15 protein-coding genes are annotated in these 15712 nt (G+C 65.1%); 4 read left to right on the forward strand and 11 right to left on the reverse strand.

The genetic code is table 11. The annotated features are described in order from the left end of the window. Nucleotides 1–24: 24 nt before the first annotated feature. Genes HIM68_RS09395 through HIM68_RS09405 form a run of 3 tightly spaced genes read right to left on the reverse strand, consistent with a single transcriptional unit; the run spans nt 25 to nt 2592 of the window. Nucleotides 25–684 (reverse strand): response regulator transcription factor, encoded by a 660-nt coding sequence (locus tag HIM68_RS09395; RefSeq protein ID WP_172171652.1) that lies wholly within the window; start codon nt 682–684, stop codon nt 25–27. Next, complete coding sequence (locus HIM68_RS09400) at nt 681–2270, reverse strand: ATP-binding protein (protein WP_367647490.1); 1590 nt, start codon at nt 2268–2270, stop codon at nt 681–683. Before HIM68_RS09400 ends, HIM68_RS09395 begins: the two co-directional genes overlap by 4 nt. Next, a complete protein-coding gene (locus HIM68_RS09405; RefSeq protein ID WP_172171654.1) occupies nt 2170–2592 on the reverse strand; it encodes a hypothetical protein in 423 nt (140 codons plus the stop codon). The genes HIM68_RS09400 and HIM68_RS09405 overlap by 101 nt, the downstream gene beginning before the upstream one ends. Nucleotides 2593–2721: 129 nt before the next feature. Between HIM68_RS09405 and HIM68_RS09410 the strand changes: the two genes are divergently transcribed. Further along, nucleotides 2722–3573, forward strand: coding sequence for a DedA family protein (locus tag HIM68_RS09410; protein ID WP_172171656.1), 852 nt, complete (start codon nt 2722–2724; stop codon nt 3571–3573). A 51-nt stretch (nt 3574–3624) separates the two neighbouring features. Here HIM68_RS09410 and HIM68_RS09415 read toward each other — a convergent pair whose 3' ends face one another. The 3 genes from HIM68_RS09415 to HIM68_RS09425 are packed head-to-tail and all read right to left on the reverse strand — an operon-like array spanning nt 3625 to nt 5731. Next, the gene (locus tag HIM68_RS09415) at nt 3625–4485 is read right to left on the reverse strand and encodes a shikimate dehydrogenase (protein ID WP_172171658.1); all 861 of its coding nucleotides are present in this window, start codon (nt 4483–4485) and stop codon (nt 3625–3627) included. Next, nucleotides 4482–4979: a type II 3-dehydroquinate dehydratase gene (gene aroQ / locus HIM68_RS09420; protein ID WP_253903873.1), complete on the reverse strand. Its 498-nt coding sequence runs from the start codon at nt 4977–4979 to the stop codon at nt 4482–4484. Before aroQ ends, HIM68_RS09415 begins: the two co-directional genes overlap by 4 nt. Before the next feature lie 2 nt (nt 4980–4981). Further along, a complete protein-coding gene (locus HIM68_RS09425; protein ID WP_139467997.1) occupies nt 4982–5731 on the reverse strand; it encodes an IclR family transcriptional regulator in 750 nt (249 codons plus the stop codon). Nucleotides 5732–5972: 241 nt separating this feature from the next. Here HIM68_RS09425 and HIM68_RS09430 point away from each other — a divergent pair, with 241 nt between their 5' ends. Both HIM68_RS09430 and HIM68_RS09435 read left to right on the forward strand, forming a co-directional pair. Further along, complete coding sequence (locus HIM68_RS09430) at nt 5973–7298, forward strand: MFS transporter (RefSeq protein WP_172171660.1); 1326 nt, start codon at nt 5973–5975, stop codon at nt 7296–7298. Then, on the forward strand, nt 7295–9196 hold the full coding sequence (locus HIM68_RS09435; RefSeq protein ID WP_172171662.1) for a bifunctional sugar phosphate isomerase/epimerase/4-hydroxyphenylpyruvate dioxygenase family protein: 1902 nt from the start codon (nt 7295–7297) through the stop codon (nt 9194–9196). The genes HIM68_RS09430 and HIM68_RS09435 overlap by 4 nt, the downstream gene beginning before the upstream one ends. Before the next feature lie 24 nt (nt 9197–9220). On the opposite strand, the gene HIM68_RS09440 is transcribed toward HIM68_RS09435, so the two are convergent. Next, nucleotides 9221–10018: a hypothetical protein gene (locus tag HIM68_RS09440; protein ID WP_172171664.1), complete on the reverse strand. Its 798-nt coding sequence runs from the start codon at nt 10016–10018 to the stop codon at nt 9221–9223. Between the two features lie 269 nt (nt 10019–10287). Here HIM68_RS09440 and HIM68_RS09445 point away from each other — a divergent pair, with 269 nt between their 5' ends. Continuing rightward, the gene (locus tag HIM68_RS09445) at nt 10288–10605 is read left to right on the forward strand and encodes a transcriptional regulator (protein WP_092010600.1); all 318 of its coding nucleotides are present in this window, start codon (nt 10288–10290) and stop codon (nt 10603–10605) included. 223 nt (nt 10606–10828) lie between these two features. Here HIM68_RS09445 and gap read toward each other — a convergent pair whose 3' ends face one another. The 4 genes from gap to HIM68_RS09465 all read right to left on the reverse strand — a co-directional run bounded on the left by gap (nt 10829) and on the right by HIM68_RS09465 (nt 15450). Continuing rightward, nucleotides 10829–11824, reverse strand: a complete 996-nt coding sequence (gene gap, locus HIM68_RS09450; protein WP_172171666.1) for a type I glyceraldehyde-3-phosphate dehydrogenase — start codon at nt 11822–11824, stop codon at nt 10829–10831. 242 nt (nt 11825–12066) lie between these two features. Then, nucleotides 12067–13164 carry a GlxA family transcriptional regulator gene (locus HIM68_RS09455; protein ID WP_172171668.1) on the reverse strand — a complete coding sequence of 366 codons (1098 nt, stop codon included), beginning with the start codon at nt 13162–13164 and terminating at the stop codon, nt 12067–12069. 45 nt (nt 13165–13209) lie between these two features. Then, complete coding sequence (locus HIM68_RS09460; RefSeq protein WP_253903874.1) at nt 13210–13557, reverse strand: carboxymuconolactone decarboxylase family protein; 348 nt, start codon at nt 13555–13557, stop codon at nt 13210–13212. A 90-nt stretch (nt 13558–13647) separates the two neighbouring features. Beyond that, entirely contained in the window at nt 13648–15450 is a 1803-nt protein-coding gene (locus HIM68_RS09465; protein ID WP_172171670.1) for a serine hydrolase, read from the reverse strand. Nucleotides 15451–15712: the final 262 nt, after the last annotated feature.

Here is a 15712-nt window from a genome sequence, read left to right on the forward strand (position 1 = left end):
ACGCGGATGAGAAAGATCTTAGGTTCAGTCCACGCGGTATCCGAAGCCGCGCACCGTGGTGACGAAATCAGAGCCGAGCTTCTTGCGCAGGTACCCTATGTAGACGTCGACGACGTTCGAGCCGGGGTCGAAGTCGAATCCCCACACGTGGGAGAGCAGCTGTTCGCGGGAGAGGACGTTGCCTCTGTTGCGCAGCAGGATCTCGGCCAGGGACAGTTCCCGAGCCGAGAGGTCGACGAGACGGTCTCTGACCCACACCTGCCTCTTGAGCAGGTCGATGCGCACCTCATCGCGGATGAGCTCCGTGGCTTCCTGCTCCTGCGGGCTCTCCTTGAGCCGCAGACGAACGCGAGCCAGCAGCTCCGCGAACCGGAAGGGCTTGATCATATAGTCGACCGCCCCGGACTCGAGAGCGTAGATCGTGTCGTCCGGGTTGTCCCGGGCGGTGAGCACGAGCACCGGCAGTTCGGGTCGCCGTTCACGCAGCTGCCCGAGCACGGTGAAACCGTCGAGGACTGGCAGACCGATGTCGAGGATGACGAGCGCGAAGTCGCCCGTCAATGCCAGATCTCGCCCGGTGAGTCCGTCTGCGGCGGTCTGCGGACTGAACCCGGCGGCGGTCAGGCCCTTCGAGATGAAGGCGGAGATCCGCGCCTCGTCCTCGATCACGAGAATGCTCTTCACTTCTGTCCTTTCGGCAGGATCATGCGGAACTGTGCACCGACGGTGGTCCGGTCGAGCACGACCGTGCCTCCGTGCGCCTCGGCGATGGCGGAGATGATCGACAGTCCCAACCCGAACCCGGCCCCTTCGGTCGACCCGCGGCAGAATCGGTCGAAGATGTCCTCGGCGATCTCGTCGGGCACCCCCTTGCCTTCGTCGCGGACCCAAATGTGCACGGATTCGGCGTCGTCCCGGGCACCGAAGACGATCTTCTGACCGTCCTCGGTGTGCTCGACGGCATTGGACGCCAGCTGCAGAAGCGCCTGCGTCAGGCGCTGTCGATCCCCGCGGAAACTCAGCGATTCGGGCGCCTCGAGGCCCCATTCCCGGTGGCCCAGTCCTTTGGCCTTCGCCAGGGAATCGGACACGACCCCGCTGAGGTCCACCTCGGCGAAACGCACGAAATCAGGGCGGCGGGCACGAGCCAGCAGGAGCAGCTCCTCGACGAGGCGACCCATCCGATCCGTCTCATCGAGCAGCATCGCCCGGGTCTCCTCGACATCGCCGACGTCCTCTGCATTCATCGTCTCGAGGTGACCGCCGAGGATGGTCAGTGGCGTGCGCAGCTCGTGCCCGACGTCGTCGAGGAAGCGCCGCTGAGCTTCGAAAGCCGCCTCGAGGCGATCGAGCATCTCGTTGAAGGTGTGCCCGAGTTCGGCAATGTCGTCATGGCCCTTCGTCTCCAGACGACTGCTGAGATCACCGCCGGAGATCGACTGCGCGGTCTGCCTCAGCTCGGTCACCGGTGACAGCAGCCGGCGCGCCAGAAGTGAGGAGAGTCCGGCGATGAGCAGAGTGGCGGCGAGCGCGACGACGACATAGATCTGCATGATCTGCACGAGGTCGGCATGGCTGGCCGAGACGTTGTGGACGACGACGAAGGCTCCCGCCCCGTTCGTCGCGGCCGCTCCGCCCGCCACCTCGCCGACGCCCTTCGTCCGGGACGTCGAATCGGTGGGCGCGGTCTGGGTGTCCGTGGCCGTGCCCGCTCCCGCCTCGGTGCCGGCGATGGGCAGGACGAAGCCTTCGTATTCGACGTCACCGACGGTCAGGCGGATCTCCCCGCCTTTCTCGGCCACCCCGGCTACGGCTTTCTCGAAGTCGCTCGACCTGCCGAGGAGGTCCTTCGGTTCACCCTGATAGAGCACGCGGCCGTCGGTGAGGAACGCGAACAGCACCTCGTCCTCGTCCGGCCTGTTCTGGGCGAGGAAATTGCTGAGGATCTCATCGACGGAGGCGAATGGTCTGCCGGTCTGCGGATCGATCCCGTTCTCGGAGAACGTCCGCATCTCGTCGACCTCTTGGGACATCGAGGCGGTGGTCCGGCTGGAGACGTTGTTCGACTCTACGGTGTAGAGGATGAGGCCGACGATGGAGAGGGTGAGCACGGACAGTGCGGCAACGGTGATGGTCAACCGGTTCTGAACGGTCAGCCCGACGCGCCGTTCAGTCGTCATCGTCGTCCCCGTCATCGTCATCGTCGCCGTCGTCCCGGTCATCATCGTCGCCGTCGTCGTCCCCGTCATCATCGTCGTCGGGGACTTCACGAGGCGGGTTGGGCACCGGTTCGTAGGAGTGCTCGATCTCATCAGGTTCTCGCGAATCCTCGCCTCCGGAGTCCGCGACATCTGAGTCCTCGGCAGCGGAGGTGCCGGTGTCGGAAGCACCAGTCGAGTCTTCGTCGGCAGAGCTGTCAGCGTCTGCATCCGACGTCTTGGAGGTCTCCGTCGGTTCGGGGGTGACTTCCACCGGGCTGAGATCCGGCGGGTCCGCTTGGGTGGTGTTGCGAACGATGAGCACGGTCAGCAGTGCGAGCATGACAACGAGACCGGCCACAATCCAGCCGATGATCTTCGATCGTCCACCCATACCGTCCACATTGCCCAAGGCCTGCCGCAAAGTCGAGCCGGAGGCGATGAGAGTCTTCTTAGGTGGAGTGTTCGGGCGCCTGTGATACCGTAAGCGCCGACCGCCACGACGACCCGCAGGAGCCCACCGATGAGCGACGATCGCGCGGACCGCGACGAGGCTGAGCACGTATCCGCAGACTCCTCATCGCCGATGCCCGAGTCCCCCGAGCCGGACGATGGTTCCGCGCAGGCAGACGGTTCCGCAAACACTGAGCCGGATGCCACCTCCGAGTCCGAGGCCAAGGAGAATCCGTGGGCGGCGATCAAACCCTGGCAGGGCAAGGCTCAAGGCCTCGACAAGCTGCTGCTGTTCATCATCATCGGCGTCCCGCTCATCTACCTCGGCCTCATGCCGCTGCGACCGTGGATGCTCGTCAATGCCCCGGTCGTCCAGGAATTCATCAACGGCGCGAAGACCTCGATCGTCGCTGCCGCCGCCTATGCCCGCGTCGGTGAGATCCCGCTGTGGCTGGTCATCGTCGCCGGTTTCGTCGGCATGGCCAAACTCGATTGGGCGTTCTGGCTGGCCGGGCGCCGGTGGGGCGACGGTGTGCTGCGGCTCTTCGCGCAGAACGAACGCCAGCTCAAACGCATCAACCAGCTGAAGAAGATCCCGAACTGGGCGCTGTTCCTCATGACGCTGATCTCGCGCTGCCCGGGAATCCCGGGCACCCTCGTCTACCTCGTCGCCGGGTGGACGCGGATGCGCCTGTCGCTGTTCCTCGTCGCCGACCTCCTCGGCTGCCTCATCTTCACGCTCATCTGGACATTCCTGGGCTACCAGCTCGGAGAGGCCGCGGTCGACATCCTCAAGGTCATCGACAAGTACGCCCTGTGGCTGACCCTGGCCCTGATCGTCGGCATCTTCGCCATCAGCTTCTTCAAGGAATACCGCAAGCAGAAGAAGGCCGAAGCCGCAGGCGGCACCTCCGAGAACTGACCATTCCCGCCGAACCGGGAGCCGCTTCGGATCCTGGTCAGGTGTCTCGGATCAGGAACCGAAGGACAGGAAGGTCTCACGCATGCGCTGCGGGTCGGCCTTCTGGCCGCTGAAGAGTTCGAACGCGTCGATGGCCTGATTGACCGCCATCCCCGATCCGTCGAGCGTGCGGCAGCCCTTCGCTCTGGCTTCGGCGAGCAGCTGCGTCTCGAGTGGGAAGTACACGACGTCGGCCACCCAGGTATCCGACCCGAACACGGAAGTGTCGACCGGAGTTCCCGGGTACGCCTTCATCCCCACCGGGGTGGCGTTGACGATCCCCTGCGCCGAGGCGGCCGCCCCTTCCAGCTCATCGAGCCCGATCGCTCGCGCCCGAGTTCCGACCGATGTCGTTTCTACGATGTCCGTGGCGAGTCCTTCGGCACGTTGCACATCGGTGTCGGCGATGATGAGCTCGCCGATTCCGAGTTCGGCGAGGGCGAACCCGACCGCACGCCCGGCACCGCCCGCACCGATCTGCACGACCTCCTCGGTGGCCGCACCGTCCAGTCCGGCACGGAATCCGGCGGCAAAACCGGTGACATCGGTGTTGTATCCCGTCGTCCGTCCGGCGCTGTCGATGACGACGGTGTTGACCGAATTGATGCGCGCGGCCACGGGATCGACCTCATCGAGGAGGCCGATGACCTGCTGCTTGAACGGATGAGTGATGTTGAGCCCGTCGAAACCGAGGCGGATCGCTGCGGTGAGCAGCTCCGTCAGTGTCGCCTCGGCGAGGTGGGGGCTGCTGATGTCGATGGTGCGGTAGATCGTGGGGATGGAACGTGCGGCACCTTCGTTCTCGTGCATCCGCGGGGTGCGGGAGGCGGAGATGCCATCGCCGATGAGGCCGAGGAGGAGGGATGAGGTCATAGTCTCGCTTTCGCGTTCGTGAGGTGGTCGATGAGGATCTCGACCGCGTGGACGTAGCCCTTCGCACCGGCTCCGGCGATGACGGCCGCGGCCACGGGTGAGAGATAGGAGTGGTGGCGCACGGCTTCCCGCGCATGCGGGTTGCTCAGATGCACCTCGATGATCGGGTGGTCATAGGATTTCAGCGCATCGTGCAGGGCCAGGGAGGTGTGCGTGTACGCTCCGGCGTTGATGATCGCACCGACCGTGGAGCGCCGGGCCGCATGGACGGCATCGATGAGCCCACCCTCATGGTTGCTCTGGATGCAGCGAACGCTCAGCCCCGCCTCGGCGGCGGTGTCGGCACACATGGCCTCGATATCGGCCAGCGCAGTGCGGCCGTAGATCTCCGGTTCGCGCTCCCCGAGGAGGTTGAGGTTGGGTCCGTTGAGGACAAGGATCTCGGGCCGGGGAGTCATTGGGCCAGATGCAGCTTCGGCAGTGGTTGCGGGCATGGTCACCTCGGGAATCGGGCGGCGATCAATGCCGCGGTTTCGTTCAGTCGGGGGACGAATTCGATGAGCTCGTCGAGGCTGCGGCGGAAGACCGGAGCGGCGAGCGCGAGCGAGGCCAGCAAGGTGCCGTCGAGGTCGAAGACGGGCACGGCCAGGGCATTCATGCCGATGTCGTTCTCTTCGGACTGTCCCGCCCAGCCGTCGGCGCGTATCTGTTCGAGACGTGTGCGCATCTTCGCCGTATCGGTGATCGAGTTCGGGGTGCGAGCGACGAGGTCGAGCGCGTCGACGGTGGCGTCGGCCTGTGGATCATGGGCGAGCAGAGCCTGACCGATCGCCGAGGTATGCAGCGGAGATTCGTCGCCGGGGTCGGTGGTCGTGCGGAACTGCGGGCCGTCGACGGTGAGCACAGTCAGTGCGGCATTGCCGCGACGGACGGCGAGGATACTCGATTCGCCGGTGGACTTCGTCAGTTCCTGCAGCAGATCCTTCGTCGCTCCGGACAGCCCCTGCCGGTGCGCGACCTTCTGCGCGAGGCGGAAGACCTCCATCCCGAGGGTGTAGATCTTCGTGCGCGCATCAAAGCTGGCATACCCGGATTCGACGAGCCCGCCGAGGAGGCGGTAGGCGGTCGAGAAGGGATAGCCGGTCGTCTCGGCGGCCTGGGCGGCGCTGATCCCCTCGGGTGATTCGCCGAGGAGTTCGAGCATCTCGAAGGTCTTCGTCACCGAGTTCGAGCCCTTGGGCGGCATGCTTCGCCTCCTTGCGTTGCTGTGGCAGTTCGGTGGTGCTGGGGCAGTATGTGCAGGTGGTTCGTGAGTCCGGAAAGCAGAATTCCCTCGTTCCACGTTGACAGGCTATGTCATCTCAATCACACTGTAAACCACAATGTAACAATTATTGCCACACTATGGCAATGCAGTGTCGGTCCGATGAACGCGCGACAGCGCCGAGGCCGTTGATAAGTCCTGAGAGTGAGAAATGCGAGGAAGCATGAGCAACGCGATCGAGGAAGCTCGCCCCACGAAGAAGACACCGCTGCGCGCGGCCCTGTCGAGTTGGACGGGTTCGGCCCTGGAGTACTACGACTTCGCGGTCTACGGGACCGCGGCAGCGCTGGTGCTCAACACTCTGTTCTTCCCCGAGACCACCGCACCGGGGATCGCCATTCTGCTGGCGATGGGTACGGTCGGGGTCGCCTATGTCGTGCGTCCGCTGGGTGCGCTCATCATGGGACCGCTCGGTGACCGCTTCGGTCGCAAGTTCGTCCTCATGCTCACTCTGTTCATGATGGGCGTGTCGACCTTCGTCGTCGGCTGCCTGCCGACCTATGACCAGGTCGGAATGCTCGCTCCGACCCTGCTCGTGCTCTGCCGCATCATCCAGGGCCTGTCGGCTTCGGGTGAACAGGCGAGCGCAATCTCAGTCTCCCTCGAACATTCGGACGAGGCGAAGCGGTCGTGGACAACGAGCTGGACCTTGCACGGCACTCAGGCCGGCACCCTGCTGGCCACAGCCGTGTTCATTCCCTTCACTGCCTTCCTCCCTGACGAAGCACTCTTCAGTTGGGGCTGGCGTGTACCGTTCTGGCTGTCGGCACTGGTCGTGCTCACCGCCTGGCTCATCCGTCGCGGGCTCGAGGAGCCGCCGGCATTCAAGGAGTCGCGGGTTGAGAACCCACCGCTCATGCAGGTCTTCCGGTGGCACAAGGCTGCGGTCGTCCGCGTGGCCGTGTGCGCCATGGTCAACACCGTGAATATGGTCTTCACCGTCTGGTCGCTGTCGTTCGCCACGTCGATCGTCGGCCTCGAGCGTTCGACCATGCTGCTCGTCTCGGTCATCGCCAACGGTGTCGCCCTCTTCGCGATCCCGGCGGCCGCACTGCTCTCCGACCGATTCGGCCGGAAGCCGATCTTCATCACCGGCGCCGTCGGATCGGGTCTGATGATGTTCCCGTACCTGGGTGCGGTCTCGGCCGGGAACTGGCCGCTCATCTTCGTCTTCGGCGCCATCATGTCCGGCTGCGCGTACTCGCTGGCCAACTCCATCTGGCCCTCGTTCTACGCCGAGATGTTCCCGACGACGGCACGAGTGACAGGTCTGGCGCTGGGCACACAGGTCGGATTCGCGGTCTCCGGCGGTCTGGCTCCGGTCCTCGTTTCCGCTGTCGCCGGCGCCGGAGGAGAGAATTGGGTCTTGGTCGCCGCGTTCACCGCGGGCGTCTGCGTCGTCGTCGGCCTGGTCGCGATGACGGCGAAGGAGACGAAGGGACTGAGCCTGGAAGAGATCGATGTCGTCCACGAGGAAAGGTCACGATGAAAACCTCGATTGCCACGGTGTGCCTGTCAGGCACGCTCGAGGAGAAGCTGCAGGCTGCCGCAACGGCAGGATTCGACGGGGTCGAGATCTTCGAACAGGATCTCATCGTCTCCCCCAACTCCCCCGAAGCGACCGCTGCACTGGCCGCAGAGCTCGGACTGAGTCTTGACCTCTATCAGCCCTTCCGCGATTTCGAAGGCGTCGATGACGAGCAGTTCGCCGCCAATCTGACCCGGGCCGAGGCGAAGTTCCAGCTGATGAGTCGAATGGGTATGACCACGATCTTGCTGTGCTCGAACGTCGCCACCGCAACCATCGACAACGATGAGGTCGTCGTCGATCAGCTGCGCCGCCTCGGCGATCTGGCAGAGAGATACGGCATCAATGTCGCCTACGAGGCGCTGGCCTGGGGTCGATTCGTCTCCGAATACGATCGCGCCTGGGACCTCGTCAAGGCCGCCGACCATCCGCGCATCGGCACCTGCCTCGACAGCTTCCACATCCTCTCCCGCGGTACGGACCTGTCACGCATCGCCGAGATCCCGGGCGAGAAGATCTTCTTCCTCCAGCTCGCCGACGCTCCGGCCCTGTCGATGGACGTGCTCAGCTGGTCCCGTCACCACCGAGTCTTCCCCGGCGAAGGCTCGTGGGACCTCACCGACTTCCTCGCTCGCGTCGCCGGGACCGGTTATGCTGGACCGGTGTCGCTCGAAGTCTTCAACGACTCCTTCCGACAGGCCGACACCCAGCGCACCGCCGTCGACGGACTGCGTTCCCTGCGGTGGCTCGAGGCGGCGACCGCGGATCAGGTGTCTGAGGACAATGACCCGGGTTCGGCCAGCGGCACTCCTGCAGCCGCCGGTGCGGGACGAGTGCGTCTCGACCTGCAGCGGCTGCCCGAGGTCGCCGAACCTCGCGGCGTCGACTACGTCGAGCTCGGCACCGACGACCTCGGGGCACTGACCCGGCAAATCCACCAGCTCGGATTCCGCTTCGTCGGATTCCACCGCACGAAGCCGCACGTCCAGCTGTGGCGTCGCGGACAGGCACGCATCGTCGTCACCGAATCCGCTGGTGTCGACCCCGTGGAATCCGAGCCCTCTGGCGCACCCACCGGATCGGGAACCCATCTGCACGGCATCGGCTTCGCCGTGGCCGATGCCGACGCCGCGATCAATCGGGCGATTCTGCTCCAGGCGACCGAGGTCCCCCGCGACCAGGCCCATGACGAGGAGATCCTGCGCGGCGTCTTCGCTCCCGACGGGTCCGAGGTATTCTTCGGCAACGGAACCGGCATCGACCCCACGTGGACCGAGGAGTTCGGCAACGTCCCCGACGATCGCCGCTCGGCCATCGACCACGTCAACCTCGCACAGCCGGCCCACCACTATGACGAAGCGGTGCTCTTCTACACCTCTCTTCTCGCGCTCCACGCTCAGGTCTCGAACGATGTGCCCAGCCCCTCAGGTCTCGTCCGGTCGCAGGTGATGGCAAGCTCCGACGGGGCGATCCGCATGCCGCTCAACCTCGCGCCGCGTTCTGCCGAAACTTCGACGACCGGTGGCTACCCCGAGCACGTCGCTCTCGCCTGCGATGACATCTTCACGGCCGCAGAGACCGCGGTCTCACGAGGGTTGGACTTCCTGCCTGTTCCCGAGAACTACTACGAGGATCTCGAGGCTCGTTTCGATCTCGCCCCCGATCTGCTCGAACGGCTGCGGGCGAACAACATCCTCTACGACCGCGACGGCAGCGGCGAGTTCCTCCATTTCTACACCTCGACGATCGGATCGGTGTTCTTCGAGATGGTCGAACGCCGCAATGACTACCAGGGATACGGCGCCCCGAACGCGCCGGTGCGGCTGGCCGCACAGCACCGGCGCAACGCGGGTCGCTGAGCCGAGCGCACTGCTCGACACGGTTCAGAAGGGCCTGCCCGCCACCGGTTCCGGGCTGAACTCCCAGACCGAACTGGACGTCTCAGGACCCTCGATCGGACCGTCAGCCGGCAGAAGGTCCTCGTCCTTGAGCAGTGAGAGGATACGGCCGTGCGAAGCCTGCCAGACGATCCTTCGGACGGCTGACACCTCGGTGTCGAGCACGCGGGCGACTGCGTGGATCTCATCGTGCACGTAGTCGACGGTGAGATCGGCTTCGGGGTCGGCCACCTCGGCGAGGTATCCGACCACCTTGTCGTCGACCTCGAACTGAGGGCACCCGGCGAGCATCAGCAGGTGGAGCCACGTGATGCCCGAGCTCTGGCTGGGCAGAGCTCGCCAGGCCTTCGAGACGTCGTTGTAGAACGCATCGTTGCCGACTCCCTCGCCGACCGCTTCAAGCAGATCACCGACATCATCGATCCCATAGTCGGCCATGACTCGGGTGGCGTCGTCGACGACCTCGGCCTTGAGCACCGCCCCCGGGCGGGTGCTGGCCGGTTTGAGGTTGCACGCCTCGAACTCAGCCCACGGACGTGCCCCACCTGCGGCGGCGATCGAGTAGCGCAGCGACTTCGCTCCATGGGTGTCTCCGTGCTGGGCGATGTACCGGGCGACGACTTTATCCACCGCCGTCGGGTGGGAGCCCGTCGAATAGATTGCGTCGAGGATGCACAGCGCGAGGCTCGCCGGGTAGCTCGGTGTCATCGTCTGGCCGAAGTCGCCGAGGAACTCTCCGCACCTCTGCGCCAAACGAGCGACGCTGTTGGTCGTGATCATCATTGTTCTGACCTTCCGTCGTGCGCCGCACCCTGCGACGCGTCACCTCCGACTCCGATGTCGGATGCGTGGACAGAACATTAGACCGCGGCACTGACATGACTTGCTCGGGAATGAATAGAACACCATTGGTCCGCAGTTTCACCTGCTTCTACACACTGCACCGGGCTGAGATGTGCGCAGCGATCCCAATTCGCCGCCGGCGGCGAATCAGGCCAAGAGGCCGGTCGCCCGTCCTTGGCAGCCATCATGGCCTCTGGCAAAGTGGAGCCATGAGCACAGAAGAGATCATCATCGACGGTCCCCTGGCACGCGCAACGCGGATCCTCTGCCAGGTCTCGGCCAAGCACGTGGCAGACAAAGCTGAGATCGACAAGTCCGAACTCAAGGACTACGAAAAGGGGACAGCGGACCTGACCGCCGAGCAGGAGCGTCGACTCATCCTCGCCCTCGAACAGTACGGCGCGCGGTTCATTCCCGACGGCAAGGAAGGCGGCTACGGCATCCGCCTGAAGTTCAGCCGCGCAAAGGTCCGCGCCATCGAACGCTGGGAAGACGAAGGCGGCACCCCCGGCGCCGACGACGTCTGAGCGCCGCGCGCAGACGCAGGGCCTCCTCGGTGAGGCGAAGCCCTGCCAGGGAGTCCCCTTGTGACTTCCGGGAATTCCGTTGCGACGACTGTGGCCTCGAATCCGCGCGGAGCGGATTCGAGGCCACAGGTGCATCCGTCGGCGCCGAGCAACCACCTCGGCGACGTTCGAAGTCACCGGCGGATATCGCCGATGAAGATCAGGCGAGTATCAGCGGAGAACGTCAGTTCTTGCCGATGAACTCGAGGTTGTCGACGACACGATTGGAGAAGCCCCACTCGTTGTCATACCAGGCAACGACCTTGACGTGGCTGCCGACGACGCGGGTAAGTGCGGAGTCGAAGATCGACGAAGCGGGCTGACCGACGATATCGGAGGAGACGACGGGCTCGGTCTCATAGTCGAGGATGCCCTTGAGCTCACCCTCGGCGGCCCTCTTGTAGGCGTCGAGCACCTCGTCGCGGGTGACCTCACGGGAGACGGTCGTGTTGATCTCGACGATCGATCCGACCGGGACCGGCACGCGGATGGCATCGCCGGACAGCTTGCCGTCGAGCTGCGGGAGGACGAGGCCGATTGCCTTGGCCGCACCCGTCGAGGTGGGGATCATGTTCTCGGCGGCGGCGCGGGCACGGCGGGGATCCTTGTGCGGGCCGTCCTGGACCATCTGGTCACCCGTGTAGGCGTGGACGGTGGTCATGAAGCCCTGCTCGATTCCGGCGAGGTCGTCGAGGACCTTGGCCAGCGGGGCCAGGGCGTTCGTCGTGCAGGAGGCGTTGGAGATGACGGTGTGCTCGGGCTTGTACGCCTCGTTGTTCACTCCGTAGGCGAGGGTGACGTCGGCACCCTTCGAGGGAGCGGATACGAGGACCTTCTTCGCGCCGGCGGTGATGTGGGCGCTGGCCTTTTCGGCCTTGGTGAAGCGGCCGGTCGATTCGAGCGCGATGTCGATGCCGAGCTCACCCCAGGGCAGTTTGGCCGGATCCTTCTCGGCGAAGACCTTGATGGCCTTGCCGTCGATGACGATCTCATCATCCGTGGCCTCGACGTCATGGTTGAAGCGCCCGAGGGTGGTGTCGAACTTCAGCAGCCGAGCGAGATCGTCCACGGGGCCCAGGTCGTTGATGGCCACGACCTCGAGCTCGCTGCCGCGCTCGATCAGCGCGCGCAGGGTGCTGCGTCCGATGCGACCGAAACCATTGATGGCGATGCGAGTCAATGTCACTCCTTGTAGATGTTGAACACGGGATTCGTCTTGATATCTCCATCATGGGCGATTTCCACAAACGTCAACAGTGGCCAGACAGACAATCTACGCAAGGTTCTCGCCAGTCGTATTGCCAAAGGTCGAAAGTTTCTGGCCAGCGTAGTCTTCGTGTGATCTTGGCCCCTGAAATGTGCCGAAAAATGCTCCAGCTCGGCCCGGAAGTGTCAGATCCTCGCCCTGGCGAGCGCCCGCTTTCAGCCCTGGAAGGAGTGACGGTAGTCGTTCGGGGAGGTCGAGAGGATGCGCTGAAAGTGCATCCGCAGATTCGCACCCGTTCCGAGTCCCACCTGGTCAGCGATCTGCTCGATGCCCAGGTCGGAGTTCTCCAAGAGCTCCCGGGCGACATCGACTCGGGCTCTGAGAACCCACTGCATGGGTGTGTAGCCGGTGTCTTCGACGAAACGGCGGGAGAAGGTGCGCACGGAGACTCCGGCATTGGCGGCGAGATCCCGCAGGGTGATCTTCTCGCCGATGTGCTGAAGCGCCCATTCGCGGGTGTCGGCGAAGTCGTCGCCGAGCGGGTCAGGCACGCTGCGCGGCACGTACTGCGCCTGGCCGGCGCTGCGATAGGCGGCGGCGACGAGCCGCCGGGCGACCTGATTGGACAGTCCGACGCCGTGATCGCTGCGGATGAGATGGAGGCACAGATCGATCGCCGAGGCGGCTCCGGCGGAGGTCAGCAGCTGCCCTTCGTCGATGAAGAGGACGTTCTCGTCGACTTTGATCGAGGGGAACCGTCGGGCGAGCTCCTTCGCCGTCGACCAGTGCGTGGTGGCGCGTCGCCCGACGAGCAGACCTGTGCGCGCGAGGACGAAGGTGCCGGTGGAGATGGCAGCGATCCGCGCGCCGCGTTCGAAAGCCGAGAGGAGCGCCCCGACGACCGAGGCCGGTGGTTCTTCTGCCACCGCCGAGGTGGCACCCGGCAGGATGATCGTGTCCGCGGTCTCCAGGGCGTGAAGTCCCTGGTCGACGGAATAGTCGAGCCCGTCCGAACCGGTCACCTTTCCTGCAGCGATGCCGCAGACCTCAACCTCGTAGGGCCAGACCCCTGCAGGGACGGTCGTCGCCCGTCCGCCGGGCACGGCGGAAGCCGCCTCACCGCTCGGATTCGGCTGGGAGCGCGGGGCCGCCTCGGCGCGGGTGCGGTCTGTGGCTGCGTTCGACTCCCGGCCGAAGACCTGGACGGGGACGCCGAGATCCATGGCAGACACCCCGTCCAGTGCCAGCACGAGGATGCGGTGCGGGCGGGAACGGGTTGTTCTGCGCGGAAGGGTGCGGGGCTCGTCACTCATGATCGCCTCTCAGTCTAGGCAATCGGGACTCGACCCGGGGCGAACTCAGTGCTCGTGGACCCCGGTGAGCTTGAAGCCCAAACGACCGTGGGCATAGGCTCCACCGGCACGAAGAGCCGAGGCGGTCCAGGCAGTCTCTGCCAGTTCGGTCTCCGTGGCGCCGGCCTTGACGGCTGCATTCGAATGCGCATCGATGCAGTAGGCACACTGGGTGGTCAAGCCGACGGCGTAGGCGATCAGCTCACGGTACTTCAGCGGGATCTCGCGACCTTCGGAAGCGAAGACGGCGTTGTTGAACTCGCCGAAGGCTTTGAGGATGTCGGGAGTGGTTTCTTTGTAGGCCCTGTCGTACTTGCGGTCGTTCTCGCGGTCGAAGAAGTCGGTCATGGTCATATCTCCTATGATCGGTGTCATTCCGATCCTCACGCTACCGATCTCGCTCTTCGACCGCACGGGTTTCGCCAGAAGATGACGCGCTTGGCCTCAGTACAGAGTGTTGTGCCCGATGAGAGGGGCAGTCGGCGCTCCCGACAGGGGTGGTTCTACGGGAGCCGGCGCTACGGGGGCATCTTCCGCCGGGGCGGGCAAGGTCTGTGCAGGGACTGATCCGACGGATTCCGCAGCCGCCTGCACCGCTTCGGCTGGTGACGCAGCCACCGGAATCGAATCCGCAGCCAGAGCCTCGGCACTCGCCGCCTCGGGGCTGCCGATACTCGGGTCGGCGGGAGCAGCTGCGCTCGGCACTGCAGGCGCGGTGCCCGGTACAGAGTTCCGGGGAGCCGCCTCGGTGAGTGCAGGGCTTGCAGGCGTCTGACCAGCGGTCGGGACCGCCTCGGCGATGGCCTCGAACATTGCCAGAGTGCCGTGCTGGGCCGCGAGGCTCACCGGTTCTGGGTCGCTCGAGAGCTTGATGCCGACGGTCTGAGTGGCGCGGTCGATGTAGAGCATCTGGCCGTGGATGCCGATGCCGATGACGACGTTGCGGTCGGCCGAGGGCATCCAGAACTGGCTGCGGTACATTCCGCCCGGGTAGGAGCGTCCGGACGGAGACGCGGCGAAGACCTCAGCGGAGTCCTCGGCGCCAGTGAAGATGTCTTCGACCCATTCCGCCGAGAGCACGCGTTCGCCGTTGTCAGTGGTGCCGCCTCGGGCGATCATCTCACCGAAGCGGGCGAGGTCGCGCAGGGTGGCGCTGATGGCACCGTCGGCGATCGATCCGCCCCACCGGTCCTGGCAGACCTGGGCGGCGTGGGCGGCGCCGATCCGCGACCACACGTATTCGCTGGCGACGATGGAGAACGGCTGGCCGGTGACCGCCTCGGCGATCCAGGCGAGCACATCGGTTTCGCAGCTGCGGTAGACGAAGGCAGAGCCGTGTTCGCGGTCGCTGGTCAGCCCGGTGAGGAAGTTCTTGATCCCCTTCGCCGAGGCGGCCGATCGAGGCGCGAAATCGACGGCTTCGAACAGGGCTCGGATCTCAGAGCCCTCCTCGAGGTATTCCTCGGAGAACTTGATGCCCGAGCGCATATCGAGCAGATCGCGAATGGTGGCTCCCGCGTAGCCGCTCTTGGCCAATGCGGGCACATGCGTGGTGACAAGGTCGGTGGGGCGCAGCAGTCCGGCGTCGGCGAGCGCACCGATAACGGTGGCGACGATGGACTTGCTCACGGAGAAGAGCATGTGCTGGCGGGCGGGCTTCATCGGCCAGGCGTATTCCTCGGCCAGCGCCACTCCGTTGCGTGTGACGAGCCAGGCGTCGGTGTGGGTGTTGGCCAGCACGTCGCCGACGGTGGTCCAGTCCTCGTCGGCGGCCGGCCATTTCTCGCGGTCGATCGTCAAGGACCGGAAGTCGTTGTCTTCGGTGACGTATTCGCGCACCGGCCCGATGCCGCGCGGGATGCCGCCGGTCGGGAAGATCTCCTGCATTCGGGTGAGCGCGAAGGCGAAGAACTCGGGCCATTTCCAGGTGTCGAGGTCGATGCTCTCGAGCACCGCTTCCGATGGGTCGACGATCGCGTCTTCACTGGCAGAGGTGAGTTCCCCGACGTGCGGCAGGGTGATGTCCAACGCCGAGGCGTCGACATCATCGACTCCGGACTGCACGGTTGCAGGGTCCGCGGAAACCGAGGGCTGCTGGGAGTCCGCGTCCGCAGATCGACCGGGAGCCGCCTCGGTGGCGGTGTCTGTGGATGTGCCGATGCCCTTGGTATTGCCGGACAATGCACCGATTCGTCGGTTCGGCGGGGTCACCGGGCGGGGCGGAAACGTCTCGTCTTCGCCTGCCATGTCACCTCCACTGTCTCGACCTGGACCGCGCTGCGCATGCGCGCGGCTGTCCCGATGTGCAGGGAACAGACTACCGGCACGAGGTGAAACTCCGTAGTCGAGAAGAGCCGATTGGGGCGATGCGGCGTTCTCCGTCCCGATCGCCTGCGTCTCTCACCTGGAGTGACGGTAATGGTGATTACCTATCAGTTATTCATCTGACAGTTGGTCACAGTGCCGATGCGGCGCGCTCGGCTTCCGACTCACTGGCGCCGCCTCGGCC

Origin of the sequence: Brevibacterium sp. CT2-23B, from assembly GCF_013168765.1 — a bacterium.
GTDB classification, from domain to species: Bacteria; Actinomycetota; Actinomycetes; order Actinomycetales; family Brevibacteriaceae; genus Brevibacterium; species Brevibacterium sediminis.

Coding starts and splice junctions, on each gene's coding strand:
- HIM68_RS09410 (WP_172171656.1), top strand. CDS start 2,722: ATGAGCGACGATCGCGCGGACCGCGACGAGGCTGAGCACGTATCCGCA.
- HIM68_RS09460 (WP_253903874.1), bottom strand. CDS start 13,557: ATGACCATGACCGACTTCTTCGACCGCGAGAACGACCGCAAGTACGAC.
- HIM68_RS09430 (WP_172171660.1), top strand. CDS start 5,973: ATGAGCAACGCGATCGAGGAAGCTCGCCCCACGAAGAAGACACCGCTG.
- HIM68_RS09415 (WP_172171658.1), bottom strand. CDS start 4,485: ATGACCTCATCCCTCCTCCTCGGCCTCATCGGCGATGGCATCTCCGCC.
- HIM68_RS09435 (WP_172171662.1), top strand. CDS start 7,295: ATGAAAACCTCGATTGCCACGGTGTGCCTGTCAGGCACGCTCGAGGAG.
- HIM68_RS09440 (WP_172171664.1), bottom strand. CDS start 10,018: ATGATGATCACGACCAACAGCGTCGCTCGTTTGGCGCAGAGGTGCGGA.
- HIM68_RS09455 (WP_172171668.1), bottom strand. CDS start 13,164: ATGAGTGACGAGCCCCGCACCCTTCCGCGCAGAACAACCCGTTCCCGC.
- HIM68_RS09445 (WP_092010600.1), top strand. CDS start 10,288: ATGAGCACAGAAGAGATCATCATCGACGGTCCCCTGGCACGCGCAACG.
- HIM68_RS09425 (WP_139467997.1), bottom strand. CDS start 5,731: ATGCCGCCCAAGGGCTCGAACTCGGTGACGAAGACCTTCGAGATGCTC.
- HIM68_RS09405 (WP_172171654.1), bottom strand. CDS start 2,592: ATGGGTGGACGATCGAAGATCATCGGCTGGATTGTGGCCGGTCTCGTT.
- aroQ (WP_253903873.1), bottom strand. CDS start 4,979: ATGCCCGCAACCACTGCCGAAGCTGCATCTGGCCCAATGACTCCCCGG.
- HIM68_RS09465 (WP_172171670.1), bottom strand. CDS start 15,450: ATGGCAGGCGAAGACGAGACGTTTCCGCCCCGCCCGGTGACCCCGCCG.